The following is a 13,498-nucleotide window of genomic DNA, read 5'->3' as shown; positions in this document are numbered from 1 at the left end:
AACGCACCCAATCCGGCCCGCACCACGCCGGATGGCGAAGGGGGCGGCCCTACTGGCCGCCGCTTCGCTTGCACGCTATAAATGATTTCCATCCTTCACTGAATACAGCCTGATGACCACTTCCAGCCAATCGGAATCCGCCGCCAAGAAAGACGTGACCAAGCTCCAGCGTGCCATTGTGGACGGGCTGGAGGACGTCAAGGCGCAAGACGTGCAGGTGTTCAACACCGAGCATCTGTCGCCGCTGTTCGAGCGCGTGATCGTGGCGTCGGGCACGTCCAACCGACAGACCAAGGCGCTGGCTTCCAGCGTGCGAGACGCCGTGCGCGAAGCGGGTTTCCCCAAGCCGCGCATCGAAGGCGAAGAGAACGGTGAATGGATCATCGTGGACTGCGGCGCCGCCGTGGCGCACATCATGCAGCCGGCCATTCGCGCGTATTACCGCCTGGAAGAGATCTGGGGCGACAAGCCCGTGCGCCTGAAGCTGGGCGCGCCCAAGCCGGTGGTCGCGGAAAAGGCTGTCAAGCCCAAACGCAAGAAAGCCGACGTGGCTGCCAAGGCCGAACAGCCGGCGCGCAAGCCTGGCGCGTCCAGGGCCAAGCCAGCTACCGCCGCCGCCGCTCCATCGGCTGGCCGCAAGACGGCAGCGGGCAAGACCACGACCGCCAAGTCATCTACTAGGACCCCCGTCAAGACCGTTGCCCAGGCCCCGGTGAAGACGTCGACCCGCAAGGCCTCCACATCCACCCGGGCGCCGGTGAAGACGGCCGCAAAGGTTGCGGCCAAAGCGCCAGCAAAGACGGCAGCCAAGCCCGTCAAGACGCTGATCGTCAAGCCCATCACCAAGAAGGCCGCACCGGCCAAGACCGTCACGCGCGCCGCGCCTCGCGCAGCCGCCAAGGCACCGGCGCAGCGCGCCGCAGCCCCCGCCGCCAAGAAGGCACCTGGCCGCAAGGGCTGATCGGTCTGCTGACTGATCTGTTGATGCCAGCGACCCACCGATGAAGCTCCTCATCGTGGCCGTGGGCCAGCGCGTGCCCGACTGGGCGCAGACGGCCTACGACGACTATGCCAAGCGGTTTCCGCCGGAGCTGAAGGTCGAACTCAAGGCCGTCAAGACGGAGCCGCGCAGCTCCAAGACGCTGGAAACGCTTTACGCCGCCGAGCGCGAGCGCATCGAGTCCGCCATTCCGCGCGGCATGCGCGTGGTGGTGCTCGATGAGCGCGGCACCAACCTGACCACCAAGGCGCTGGCGCAGCGCCTGAAGGATTGGCAGTTGAGCGGCGACGACGTGGCGCTGGTCATCGGCGGGCCCGATGGCTTGGAACCGGCCTTCCGGCAGGCAGCCCACGAGCGCATTCGGCTGTCCGACCTGACGCTGCCGCACGCCATGGTGCGTGTGCTGCTGATCGAGCAGCTCTACCGTGCCTGGTCCGTCAACGCCGGACACCCGTACCACCGCGAGTGAGTAAGGCGCCTCTGGCGGCCCGGGCCACGATCTGCTCCGGCTGCGCGAGTCGTCTGGTTTGCTATTATTTAAATAGCTGCTAACGCTTATCAGTAGGGCGCTAGCGGCCATTTTGTTTCAAATTCATTTGCCATGGCCGACTTCATCTACCTCGCATCCCAAAGCCCGCGCCGCCGGCAGTTGCTGGAACAACTGGGCATTCGCCATGAACTGCTGCTGCCCAATGCAGAAGGCGACACGGCAGAAGATGCGGAGGCCATCGAGGCCGTGCTGCCGGGCGAGTCGCCCGAGGTGTACGTGCAGCGCGTGACCGGCCTGAAGCTGGACGCGGCGGTGACACGGCGTGCGCGGCGCGGTTTGGCCGTGGCGCCGATCCTGTGTTCCGACACCACCGTGGCGCTGGGCGACGCCATCTTCGGCAAGCCCGAAGACGCGGCCGACGCTGCCCGCATGCTGGCCACGCTCGCCGGGCGCGAGCATCGTGTGCTGACCGCCGTCGCGGTGCAGGCGGGTGAGCGGCGGCTGGCAGCCCTGTCGGTATCCACGGTGCGTTTCGCGCCCATGACGGCCGCGCAGATCGACGCGTATGTGGCCACCGGCGAGTCGCTGGGCAAGGCGGGGGCGTACGGCATTCAGGGGCGCGCCGCAGCGCATGTGGAACACTTGGCCGGCAGCTATTCGGGCATCATGGGACTGCCCATGTACGAGACGGCGCAGCTGCTGCGCGAAGCCTGTTTCTCCGTCTGATTTTTCGGCGCCTGCCTGTCCACCTTTCCCCCCGACCATGCAACAAGACATTCTCATCAACTGGTCGCCCCAGGAAACCCGCGTTGCCGTCGTTGAGCACGGCGCCGTGCAGGAGCTGCACGTGGAGCGCACGCTGGAACGCGGGCTGGTCGGCAACGTTTACCTGGGCAAGGTCTCGCGGGTGCTACCGGGCATGCAGTCCGCCTTCATCGACATGGGCCTGGAGCGTGCGGCCTTCCTGCATGTGGCCGACGTGTGGCAGCGGCAGGAAGGCGGCGAGGCCCCCATGTTCGCGCGCAAGGGCGAGCCGCTGGTGCCGATCGAAAAGCAGGTGTTCGAGGGCCAGTCGATCATGGTGCAGGTCATCAAGGACCCCATCGGCACCAAGGGCGCCCGGCTCTCGACACAGATCAGTGTGGCCGGCCGCCTGCTGGTCTTTCTGCCGCAGGACGACCACATTGGCATATCGCAGAAGATTCCCGCCGCCGAGCGCGATGCATTGCGCGCGCGGCTGCAAGCGCTGGTGGCCGACAAGACCCACGGCGGAGCGTCGGGCGGCGGTTTCATCCTGCGCACCAATGGCGAAGATTCGACTGACGCCGAATTGGCCGAAGACATCACCTACCTGCGCAAGACCTGGGCGCGCATCAAGCAAGCCGCGCTGCGCCTGCCGCCCGCGTCGCTGCTGCACCAGGACCTGAGCCTGCTGCAGCGCGTACTGCGCGACCTGGTGGGTGAAGAGACGACCAGCATCCGCCTCGATTCGCGCGAGCAGTTCAACGAGCTGCAGCTGTTCGGCCGAGAATTCATGCCGGCTGCGGTGCCCAAGCTGCAGCTCTACCGGGGCGAGCGGCCGATCTTCGATCTGTATGCCATTGACGAAGAGATTGCGCGGGCGCTCGGCCGAAGGGTGGACCTCAAATCGGGCGGCTACCTGATCATTGACCAGACCGAAGCGTTGACCACGGTGGACGTGAACACGGGCGGCTATGTGGGCGCGCGCAATTTCGACGACACCATCTTTCGCACCAATCTGGAGGCGGCGGGTGCCATTGCACGGCAGCTGCGCCTGCGCAATCTGGGCGGGATCATCATTGCCGACTTCATCGACATGGCGCGCGAAGACCACCAGCTGGCCGTGTTGGCCGAATTCCGCAAGCAGCTGTCGCGCGACCGGGTCAAGACGATGTCGGGCGGCTTTTCGCAACTGGGCTTGGTGGAGATGACCCGCAAGCGCACTCGCGAATCGCTGGCACACATGCTGTGCGAACCCTGCGAGCACTGTCAGGGCAAAGGCAGCGTGAAGACAGCGCGCAGCGTGTGCTACGACGTGCTGCGCGAGATCCTGCGGGAAGCGCGCCAGTTCAACCCGCGCGAATTCCGCGTGGTTGCCTCTCCCCGCGTGGTCGAGCTGTTTCTGGACGAGGAGAGCCAGCACTTGGCGGGGCTGTCGGACTTCATCGGCAAACCGATTTCACTGCAATCGGAAAGCGCCATGGCGCAGGAGCAGTACGACATCGTGCTGTTGTGACGGGCTACTGGATCGCAGCCTGAGCCTTCCGAATCTGATCGCGCCCGGAGCTGCGCTGGCTTCAGGTCAAAGCTTCCGCAGCCGCGTCAGCGCCTCGTTCAATGTGGCGTCCTGCTTGGCGAAGCAAAAGCGCACCACCCGCTGGTCAAAGCCGTTGCCGTAGAAAGCCGACAGCGGAATGGCTGCCACGCCGATCTCGCGCGTGAGCCACTGGCAAAAGTCGGCTTCGTTCAGATCGCTGACGCCGGAGATGTCCACGCATTGAAAGTAGCTGCCGGTGCTGGGCAGCAGTTTCAGGCGCGAGCCTTCCAGCCCCTGGCGGAACAGATCGCGCTTGGCCTGGTAGAAGGCAGGCAATTGCAGATACGGCGCCGGGTCTTGCAGGTAAGCCGCCAGCCCATGCTGCATGGGCGTGTTGACCGTGAACACATTGAACTGGTGCACCTTGCGGAATTCCGCCATGAGCGGCGCCGGTGCCGCCACCGTGCCGATCTTCCAGCCCGTGACGTGGAAGGTCTTGCCGAAGCTGGACACGATGAACGCGCGTGCCGCCAGACCTGGAAAGCGTGCGGCGCTCTGGTGCTCCACGCCGTCGAACACCATGTGTTCGTACACCTCGTCGCTGATCAGCAGCACGTCGGTCGGCGCGAGCAGCTCTTGCAGCGTGCGCATGTCGTCTGCCGTCCAGATGGTGGCGCTGGGGTTGTGCGGCGTGTTGATGATGAGGGCCCGCGTGCGCGGCGACATGGCGGCGCCGATGGCATCGAAGTCGGGGCGGAAGCTGCCAGGCGTGAGCGGCACACGCAATACGGTGCCGCCCGCCAGCTCGATGTTGGGCACGTAGCTGTCGTAGCAGGGCTCCAGCACGATCACCTCGTCGCCTGGCTGCACGGTGGCGAGGATGGCGGTCAGGATCGCCTGCGTGGCGCCCGCCGTGATGGTGATTTCTGTGTTCGCGTCATAGGCACGGCCATGCAGCGCCTCGATCTTGCGCGCCACGGCCTGCCGCAGTGCCGGAACGCCGGGCATGGGCGGGTACTGGTTGTGCCCGGCCTGCATGGCCTGGGTGACCGAGTCAACCAGCGCGGGGTCGCAGGCGAAATCCGGAAAGCCTTGACCGAGATTCACCGCGTTGTGTTCCGCCGCCAGCGCGGACATCACGGAAAAGATGGTGGTGCCGACCTGCGGCAGCTTGGTGGGCACGTCAGGGGTGCGATGAGGGAGCGAGGCGGCGTAATTCATGCGGCAACGAAAGGCGGGGCTGGGGAAATGGTCGGTGCTGCGCGGGGCAGCAGTCATTCAGAGTTCGTAATCGTTCACGTGGCCAGTCATGGCCCGCGCGATCAGTTCGCGGTTGAGGCGATCGCTGAGCAGTTCCGCGAACTTGTAGACGAAATTGCGCAGGTAGGCCCCGCGCTTGAAAGCTACGCGTGCGACGCTCTGGCCGAAGAGGTGGCCCACCGGACGCACTGTCAAATCATTCATCGGATCGTCGCGCATGGCCATTTCAGCAACGATGCCTACGCCCAGGCCAAGGCGCACATAGGTCTTGATCACGTCGGAGTCAATGGCTTCCAGCACGATGCGTGGTTGCAGCTTGCGCGTGGCGAAGGCCTGGTCGATCTTGCCGCGCCCGGTGAATGACGGGTGGTAGGTGATCAGCGATTCGTGGGCGATGTCGTCCAGCCCTATCCGCTCCTTCTGGGCCAGCGGGTGGGCGTTGGGAACGACCAGTACGTGCTGCCATTCATAGCAGGGCAGGGTCACCAGGTCGGGATAGTCGGCCAGCGATTCCGTAGCCATGCCGATTTCGGCCACTTCGTCGATCACCATGCGAGCCACCTCATGTGGCGTGGCCTGGTGCAGGCTGATGTTGACCTTGGGGTAGGCTTCGCGCAGTCGGGCGACCGGCATGGGCAATACGTAACGGGCTTGCGTGTGGGTGGTGGCGATGCTGAGCGTACCGCTGTCCTGTGCGCTGAACTGCTCGCCGATGCGCTTCAAGTTGCCCACCTCGCGCATGATCAGCTCGATGCTCTTGAGTACGTGCTGCCCGGGCTCGGTGATGCGTTTGAGCCGCTTGCCGTGGCGCGCGAAGATGTCCACGCCCAGTTCGTCTTCCAGTTCGATGATGGCCTTGGAGACTCCGGGCTGCGAAGTGTGCAATGCCTTCGCGGCTTCGGTCAGATTCAGGTTACGGCGGGCAGCTTCCTGAACGAAGCGGAACTGGTGCAGGTTCATATCTGATTGCGGCTAAAAAGTCGCATCATTATGCTGCAGTCTTCTAAGTCAATGGCTTACGCCGAGGCGAACGGGGCGAACGGAGTGCTTGCAATTTCAGCCATCAGCGAGGTCATGCGCTCATCTTCCCCAATCGCCTGCTGCACGTGAAATTGCACGCCCGGGTACTCGGCGCGCAGCGCACTGACCAACATCGGCAAATCGTCACGCGCATGGCGGCCAGTGCCCAGGAACATCGGCACGATGGTGATGCGTGTGATGCCTGTTGACGCCAAATGGGCCACGGTGGTGGGCAGATCAGGTTCGCTAAGTTCGAGGTACGCACAGGCTACCGCCAGCGTGGGCCGGTCCGCTGCGATACGTGCGGCGACCGCTTCCATCGGCTTGCTCCAGAGCGGATCGCGAGAGCCGTGCGCGAACAGTACGACGCCGTCTTGGGTAGAGGAAGTTGAGGTTGTCATCGCCTGAGCACCAGCCAGCCAAAGGCGCCGAGTGAAAGTACCGAGTAAATCAGCCCTGGCGCCGCAGCCGTCAACCAAGGGGACCAGTTCTGCAGGTTGCCCGCATAGCCAAACACGTTGTTGAGCAGGAAGAAGCTGATGCCCGCCATTACCCCGCCGAACACGTAAGCCGCAATGCCGCCCGAACGAAAATGCAGATAGGCAAAGGGCAGCGACAGCACCACCATCACCAGGCAGCTCAACGGGTAGAACACCTTGCGCCAAAACTCGATCTCATAGCGCTGAGCGGACTGGCCGTTCGCTTCCAGGTGCCGGATGTACTGGAAAAGATCAATGGTCGCCATCTTGTCGGGTTTCAGCAGCGACGCGGCCACCATGTCCGTGCTGATGCGGGTCTGCCAGTGAAACTGCGGCTCCTGCAAGCGTTCCACGCGGGGGGCACCGGCATTACCGGCTGTAGCGCCCTGGGCGCTGCCGTGGTGAAAGACGTTGCGTCGCACGCCTTCGAGGCTCCAGCCGTTGCCTTCTGGTGCGAACTGCCCGCGTTCGGCATGCAGCGTCGAGACCACACGCCCCTGCGCATCGAACTCGAACACGTGCACGTTGCGCATGTGGCCGTTCGGGTCGAGCGCACGCACATTCACCGCGATCGAGTGATCGCCCTGGCGCTCCTTGAGCCAGGCGCCTGTGGCTCCCGCGCTGATCTGGCCGGTACGGCGAGCCTTGACGAGCTGAGCCGCACGGTCGCTGAGGGGCGCCACATAGTCGCCCACCGCAAAGGTGACGATGACGAACGCGCAACCCAGCACCAGCAGCGTGCGCAGGGCACGCCATGGGCCGAGCCCGCTGGTGCGCATGATGGTGAATTCGGAGCTCTGCGCCAGGCGCGCCATGACGAAGATGGTGCCGATCAGCACCGTGATCGGCAGCAGTTCATACAGGTGCGCCGGCAGGCTCAGCGCCACGTAAAGCAGGGCGTACGACAGCGTGTAGCCGACTTCGCTGGCGCGGCCCACCCAGCGCAGCTCGTCGACCATGTCGAAGAAGAAAAACAACGCCAGGAAGGCCAGCGTGACGAAGGCCACGCCCGTGATGGCCTCCTGATAGATGAGTCGGCGAATGGTTTTCATGGGCGGTTGCGGCCGGCGAACAGCGTGCGCAAAGACCAGTGGTTGTGGCGCCAGGCCAGCAGTGCAAGCCCGAAGGCCAGGGTGCCGCCGTGCAGCATCAGCATGAACGGCCCGACGCCCAGCCGCCCGACGGCGACCCAGCTCTGGCCCACGGTCATCAGGTTGTAGTAGGTGATGAAAGCGAACAAGGCAAATAGCATGCTGCCGCTGCGGCCTGCGCGCGGGTTGACCACGGCAATGGCCAGTCCCAGCACGACGAAGTTGAGCGCAGCGAATGCGAGGCCGAAACGCCAGCCCAGTTCCGCCAGGTCGTTGGCTGATGGATCACGCATCAGATCGAGCGTGTCGCGTGTCTTGATGGCGGCTTCGTCCGACGAGCGGGAGGAGGCGGCGCCGATGCGCGTGCCGTACTCCACGAAGTCGCTGACCTTGATGGCCGGTTTGTCGAGCGTCGTTTCCAGTCGCTGGCCGTTACTCAGCAGCACCATGCGTTGGTCGTTGCGCACTTCCAGGCGCGCGCTGCGCGCGGAGGTGACCGTTTCGCGGTTGTGTTCATTGGTGGCGATGAACACGTTGGTGGCTTCACCGGCGTCGGAAGTGGCACGGTCGATGAAAAAGACGCGCGTCCCGTTCGCCGATTCCTGGAATTCACCCGGAGCGATGCGGTCGATGTCGCTGCGTTGCTCGTACTGCGCACGCAGCTCCTGCACTTGGCGGTTGGCCCAGGGCCAGATGGCCAGCGACAGCGCGGCGACGACCAGCATCACCGGCCATGCAAAACGCAGCAGCGGCTTGAGCAGGCTCATCAAGCCCTGGCCGCTGGCAAACCAGATCACCATTTCGCTGTCGCGGTACATGCGCGACAGCGTGCTGACCGTGGCCACGAACAGGCTGAGCGTGAGGATAGTGGGCAACTGGCCCAGTACGGTAAAGCCCATCACCAGCATGACGTCTGACGGATTGACACTGCCGCGCGCAGCCTGGCCCAGCGTGCGGATCAGCATCATCGTCATGACCACGGTGACAAGCACCACCAGCGTGGCTCCGAAGCTGCGTGCCAGCTCCTTGCGGATGGATGAATCGAATAACATGGGCTCGAAGGAAAACGCCGATTATGAACTTCGATCTGAAGACCCTGCCGCTGTCCACCGCCGCTGCCGAGAAGTGCGACCTGTTGGTCGTGCTCGTTCCCGATGGCTTCAAGCCGGCCGCGGATGCCCTATCCACCCTGGTCACCCATGCGCTCAAGCTGGGAGACCTCGACACCAAGCCGGGCAAGAGCCTGTCGCTCTACCAGGCGCCTGCCGTAGCTGCGCGGCGGCTGGTATTGGCCGGCGTCGGCAATGGTGGTGCCAGACATGTGCGCCAGGCTTTGCAGGCGTGCGCTGCTGCGCTGAAGGCTACGCAGGTCAAACGTGCCGCCGTGGTCTTTGCAGGCATTGCGCAGGCCGATGCAGTGTGTGCCGCCGTGCTGGCGCTCGCCGATGGCAGCTATGTCTACACCGCCACCAAATCGAAGGCCGAGCCCCGGGCGCTGGCCCGGGTGACCGTGGGTGTGCCTGACGCTGCCGCCGTGCGTGAGGGTTTCGTTCGCGGCACCGGCGTAGCCGCTGGCGTGGAATTTGCCCGTGAGTGGGCCAACCGCCCTGCCAACTACGCGACTCCCACCTTGCTGGCTGACGCAGCCAAGACGCTGGCGAAGGCACCGAACATGCAGTGCAAGGTGCATGGCCCGGCCGAAGTGGCGCGGCTGGGCATGGGTTCGTTCCTGGCGGTGGCGCGTGGCTCAGAAGAACCCTTGCGTTTCATCGAACTGCACTACAACGGCGCCGCCAAGGGCGTGGCTCCAGTCGTGCTGGTGGGCAAAGGCATTACCTTCGACACGGGCGGCATTTCCATCAAGCCCGCGGCCGAAATGGACGAGATGAAGTTCGACATGGGGGGCGCAGCCAGCGTGCTGGGCGTGTTCCGCGCGTTGGCCGAACTCAAGCCGGCCATCAACGTGGTGGGCCTGATTCCGGCGTGCGAGAACATGCCCGACGGTCGTGCGGTCAAGCCTGGCGACGTGGTCACCACCATGAACGGTCTGACCGTCGAAGTGTTGAACACCGATGCCGAAGGCCGGCTGGTGCTCTGCGATGCGCTCACCTATGCCGCGCGTTTCAAGCCCACGGCTCTGGTCGACATCGCTACGCTGACGGGTGCCTGCGTTGTGGCGTTGGGCGGCCTGCGCAGCGGCCTTTTTGCCACTGACGAGGCGCTGGCCAAGCAACTGGAAGCGGCTGGCGACGCGGCGCTAGACCCCTGCTGGCGCATGCCGCTGGACGACGAATATGCCGAAGGACTCAAGAGCAACTTCGCCGATCTGGGTAACGTGGGTGGCCGGGCCGGTGGCGCCATCACCGCCGCCAAGTTCCTTCAGCGCTTTGTCGGCGACACGCCCTGGGCGCATCTGGACATTGCCGGCACGGCCTGGAAGGGCGGCGCGGCCAAGGGCGGCACGGGGCGTCCGGTTGGCTTGCTGGTGCACTATCTGCTGGACGTGGCACGCAACGCGGCCAGCGCCTCCAAACCCGCGAGGCGCGTTGCTGCGAGCGCGGCGGGAGGCAAATCTGTGGCCGCACCCGCGACACGGCCAGGCAAGGCCACTCGCGCAGCCGCGCGATAAGAACGAGGTTGGCGGCGATGACCGAGATCGCATTCCATTTCAACGCGCCGGACAAGCTGGCCTACGCATGCCGCTTCGCCCGCAAGGTGGTGCGCAACGACGCTCGGCTGGTGATTACCGGGCCCGAAGAGGTGCTTGACCAGCTGGATCGCATGCTCTGGGCGCTGGGTCCGACCGATTTCGTCGCGCATTGCCGTGACGATGCCGACGAAGAGACGACGCTTGCGTCGCCCGTGCTGCTGGCCCGGGATGCCAGCGTTGCATCGCACAGCGAAGTGCTGTTGAACATGGGGTCGGTCGTTCCGCCGGCGTTCAGCCGGTACTCCAAGCTGGTAGAAGTGGTGAGCAGCCATGACGAGCCCGACCGCCAGGCAGCACGCGACCGTTGGCGCCATTACGCGGCACGCGGCTATGAGATCGTGCGGCACGATCTCGTTCTGAAAGGTGCCTGATGACGACGCAACCTCCCAAGGGGCCGCCCAGATTTGTGCCCACGCTCACCGATGTGGTGCTGGTTGATGCACTGCCGTTGCCCACGTCGGCTATTCCTTCTGCGTCGCCTGTAACTGCAGCGTCCGCTGTGCCTGCTTTAGTTGCAGGGGTGGCTTCCAATCCCCAGGCAGCCAGTAGTTCTGCGCCCATGGTGGGGGCTGCTGCTCCCGCGCACGCGCGTCCCGCCGCATCTGCGGCGACCGTTCGGGCCGCTTCCGCGTCCGCACTGCCCGCCGGGATTGAGGAATACATCGTTCACCGGGTGATGCAGCGCGTGGATGTGGTGCTGGATCAGCGCCTGCGCGAGGCCATCGCCACGGTGGTGCAGGAACAGACGCGCTCCATGGTGCCCCGTTTGCGCGAAGAGGTGGAATCGGTGGTGCGCCACGCGGTTTATGAAGCCGTGGCGGACGAGTTGTCTGCCGACGGAAACACGGACGCTTGAGTTGACAGGGTATATCCCTGCGATTTCGAGCATGCCTGCGTGTGTTCCCTAGTGATCTGGCCCGTAAATTGCGATATGTTCGCCTGCGTTGAGACACAACAATATTTCTCAGCGTTTACCTTTACTGGAGATCCATATGCAATTGAAGTTGAAACTGACCGTTGCCGCTGCTATCGCTGCGGTTGCTGGCATGGCCACCGCCCAAGAAGTGGTGAAAATCGGCCACGTGGGCCCGGTTTCTGGTGCGCAGGCCCATTACGGCAAGGACAACGAAAACGGCGCCCGCATGGCGATCGAAGAGTTGAACGCCCAAGGCGTGACCATTGGCGGCAAAAAGGTCAAGTTTGAACTGCAGGCCGAAGACGACGCGGCCGACCCCAAGCAAGGCACCGCCGCTGCACAGAAGCTGTGCGATGCCAAGGTCGCTGGCGTGGTCGGTCACTTGAACTCCGGCACCACCATCCCTGCATCGAAGGTTTACAACGACTGCGGTATTCCGCACGTGACGGGTGCGGCGACCAACCCCAACCTGACCAAGCCTGGTTACAAGACCACGTTCCGCATCATTGCGAACGACAACGCCCTGGGCGCTGGTCTGGCTGCCTACGCTGCCGACACGCTCAAGCTCAAGAGCGTGGCGATCGTCGACGACCGCACAGCTTACGGCCAAGGCGTGGCGACCGTGTTCAAGAAGATTGCCGCTGAAAAGGGCATCAAGGTGGTTGACGAGCAGTTCACCACCGACAAGGCCACCGACTTCATGGCCATCCTGACGGCCATCAAGGCCAAGAACCCAGATGGCATCTTCTTCGGCGGTATGGACCCTCAAGCCGGCCCCATGCTGCGTCAGCTGGAACAGCTGGGCATGGGCAACGTGAAGTACTTCGGCGGTGACGGCATCTGCACGGCAGAAATCGCCAAGCTGGCTGCCGGCGCCAAGACGCTGGGCAACGTGGTGTGTGCTGAAGGCGGCGCGTCGCTGGGCAAGATGCCTGGCGGCACGGCATGGAAGGCCAAGTATGACGCCAAGTACCCTAACCAGTTCCAGGTCTACAGCCCTTACACCTACGACGCCACCATGCTGCTGGTCGACGCCATGAAGCGCGCTGGTTCCTGGGATCCTAAGGTCTACATCCCTGAGCTGGCCAAGTCCAGCTACAAGGGCGTGACCGCCAACATCGCCTTCGAGCCGAATGGTGAAATGAAGAACCCGGCCATCACGCTGTACGTCTACAAGGACGGCAAGAAGACGCCTCTGAACTGAGCGCGCTTTATCGTTCTGGCTGATTGAAACGCCCGGCGGGATGTCCATCCTGCCGGGCGTTTTTTTGTTTGGACTGTACCCCTCGGCTTGGTTTGTTCAGGCCGTCCTACCTACAGACTTGGCGTGAACGCAGGCAGAACGAAAAAAGCGGCCAGAAGCCGCTTTTTTCGTGCCGGGAAAGCACGTGCCCCCGGAAGGGGTCGTGCCACCGAAGGGTCGATTACTCGACCTTGGCCTTGGCGCGCAGTTCTTCCTGGAACTTGGCCAGCTTCTGCTGCTGCAGTTGCTGTGCGACCTGGGGCTTCACTTCATCCAGCTTGGGCAGCTGTGCTTCACGCACGTCGTCCAGGCGGATCACGTGATAGCCGAATTGGCTCTTGACCGGGGTCTGGGTCATCTGGCCCTTGTTCAGCTTGACCAGGGCTTCAGTGAATTCAGGCACGTAGGTGCTGGCGTTCGCCCAATCCAGATCGCCGCCACGGGCGCCCGATCCAGGATCTTTCGACTGCTTCTTGGCGATGTCAGCGAACTTGCCGCCCTTCTTGATGGACGCGATGATGGCCTTGGCCTCATCTTCCTTTTCCACCAGGATGTGGCTTGCCTTGTATTCCTTGCCGGTGTTGGCGGCAACGAACTTGTCGTATTCGGCCTGAATTTCGGCGTCGGTGACGGGGTTGGTCTTCTGGTAGTCAGCGAACAGTTCGCGGATCAGGATGGTCTGGCGAGCCAGTTCCATTTGCGTCTTGTAATCGGCAGAGCCTTCCAGGCCGCGCTTTTGCGCTTCTTGCAGGAAGACTTCGCGAGCGATGACTTCTTCCTTGATCTGGCCTTCAATTTCGGGGGTCACAGGACGGCCCGAGCGCTCCACTTGCTGCTTCAGCGCGTCGGCACGTTCCTTGGGGACGGCCTTGCCGTTGACGACGGCGATGTTCTGCGCGGAGACCGGCAGAACCACCGTGCCCAGCAGAGCTGCGGCCACGAGGCCGGACAAGAGCTTTTTCTTCATTCGAATATCCACAAAAAGGAAGTTGGTTGCAGCACTGGGCGCCG

14 protein-coding genes are annotated in these 13,498 nt (G+C 63.8%); 8 read left to right on the top strand and 6 right to left on the bottom strand.

Annotated features, from left to right (window positions below; genetic code table 11):
* The first annotated feature begins 112 nt into the window (after positions 1-112).
* From rsfS to rng, 4 genes are all read left to right on the top strand, one after another.
* Entirely contained in the window at positions 113-961 is an 849-nt protein-coding gene (gene rsfS, locus RQI28_RS03340; protein WP_311221156.1) for a ribosome silencing factor, read from the top strand.
* Positions 962-1,001: 40 nt separating this feature from the next.
* Complete coding sequence (gene rlmH / locus RQI28_RS03335) at positions 1,002-1,469, top strand: 23S rRNA (pseudouridine(1915)-N(3))-methyltransferase RlmH (RefSeq protein WP_311221155.1); 468 nt, start codon at positions 1,002-1,004, stop codon at positions 1,467-1,469.
* A gap of 132 nt (positions 1,470-1,601) precedes the next feature.
* Positions 1,602-2,216 (top strand): Maf family protein, encoded by a 615-nt coding sequence (locus RQI28_RS03330; protein WP_311221154.1) that lies wholly within the window; start codon positions 1,602-1,604, stop codon positions 2,214-2,216.
* A 37-nt stretch (positions 2,217-2,253) separates the two neighbouring features.
* Positions 2,254-3,747 carry a ribonuclease G gene (rng, locus tag RQI28_RS03325; protein WP_311221153.1) on the top strand — a complete coding sequence of 498 codons (1,494 nt, stop codon included), beginning with the start codon at positions 2,254-2,256 and terminating at the stop codon, positions 3,745-3,747.
* Between the two features lie 66 nt (positions 3,748-3,813).
* Here the strand turns inward: rng and RQI28_RS03320 are convergent, their stop codons facing one another.
* The 5 genes from RQI28_RS03320 to lptF are packed head-to-tail and all read right to left on the bottom strand — an operon-like array spanning position 3,814 to position 8,670.
* Complete coding sequence (locus tag RQI28_RS03320; protein ID WP_311221562.1) at positions 3,814-4,989, bottom strand: pyridoxal phosphate-dependent aminotransferase; 1,176 nt, start codon at positions 4,987-4,989, stop codon at positions 3,814-3,816.
* A 57-nt stretch (positions 4,990-5,046) separates the two neighbouring features.
* Positions 5,047-5,988 (bottom strand): CysB family HTH-type transcriptional regulator, encoded by a 942-nt coding sequence (locus RQI28_RS03315; RefSeq protein WP_311221152.1) that lies wholly within the window; start codon positions 5,986-5,988, stop codon positions 5,047-5,049.
* Between the two features lie 56 nt (positions 5,989-6,044).
* The gene (locus RQI28_RS03310) at positions 6,045-6,449 is read right to left on the bottom strand and encodes a CbiX/SirB N-terminal domain-containing protein (protein WP_311221151.1); all 405 of its coding nucleotides are present in this window, start codon (positions 6,447-6,449) and stop codon (positions 6,045-6,047) included.
* Positions 6,446-7,579, bottom strand: a complete 1,134-nt coding sequence (gene lptG / locus RQI28_RS03305) for an LPS export ABC transporter permease LptG (RefSeq protein ID WP_311221150.1) — start codon at positions 7,577-7,579, stop codon at positions 6,446-6,448. Before lptG ends, RQI28_RS03310 begins: the two co-directional genes overlap by 4 nt.
* A complete protein-coding gene (gene lptF, locus RQI28_RS03300; protein ID WP_311221149.1) occupies positions 7,576-8,670 on the bottom strand; it encodes an LPS export ABC transporter permease LptF in 1,095 nt (364 codons plus the stop codon). Before lptF ends, lptG begins: the two co-directional genes overlap by 4 nt.
* A 23-nt stretch (positions 8,671-8,693) precedes the next feature.
* On the opposite strand from lptF, the gene RQI28_RS03295 reads away from it, so the two are divergent.
* The 4 genes from RQI28_RS03295 to RQI28_RS03280 all read left to right on the top strand — a co-directional run bounded on the left by RQI28_RS03295 (position 8,694) and on the right by RQI28_RS03280 (position 12,448).
* Complete coding sequence (locus RQI28_RS03295; protein WP_311221148.1) at positions 8,694-10,247, top strand: leucyl aminopeptidase; 1,554 nt, start codon at positions 8,694-8,696, stop codon at positions 10,245-10,247.
* A gap of 17 nt (positions 10,248-10,264) precedes the next feature.
* On the top strand, positions 10,265-10,699 hold the full coding sequence (locus tag RQI28_RS03290; protein WP_311221147.1) for a DNA polymerase III subunit chi: 435 nt from the start codon (positions 10,265-10,267) through the stop codon (positions 10,697-10,699).
* A complete protein-coding gene (locus tag RQI28_RS03285) occupies positions 10,699-11,184 on the top strand; it encodes a hypothetical protein (RefSeq protein ID WP_311221146.1) in 486 nt (161 codons plus the stop codon). Before RQI28_RS03290 ends, RQI28_RS03285 begins: the two co-directional genes overlap by 1 nt.
* Before the next feature lie 136 nt (positions 11,185-11,320).
* Positions 11,321-12,448: a branched-chain amino acid ABC transporter substrate-binding protein gene (locus RQI28_RS03280; RefSeq protein ID WP_311221145.1), complete on the top strand. Its 1,128-nt coding sequence runs from the start codon at positions 11,321-11,323 to the stop codon at positions 12,446-12,448.
* A gap of 220 nt (positions 12,449-12,668) precedes the next feature.
* Here the strand turns inward: RQI28_RS03280 and RQI28_RS03275 are convergent, their stop codons facing one another.
* Positions 12,669-13,454: a peptidylprolyl isomerase gene (locus tag RQI28_RS03275; protein WP_311221144.1), complete on the bottom strand. Its 786-nt coding sequence runs from the start codon at positions 13,452-13,454 to the stop codon at positions 12,669-12,671.
* Positions 13,455-13,498 lie beyond the last annotated feature (44 nt).

It is taken from the genome of Acidovorax sp. WCS2018Noco2-16 (assembly GCF_031843945.1).
Lineage (GTDB): Bacteria > Pseudomonadota > Gammaproteobacteria > Burkholderiales > Burkholderiaceae_C > Paracidovorax.
Note: the sequence above shows the minus strand (reverse complement) of the source record. Positions and strands in the feature narration are given on the sequence as shown.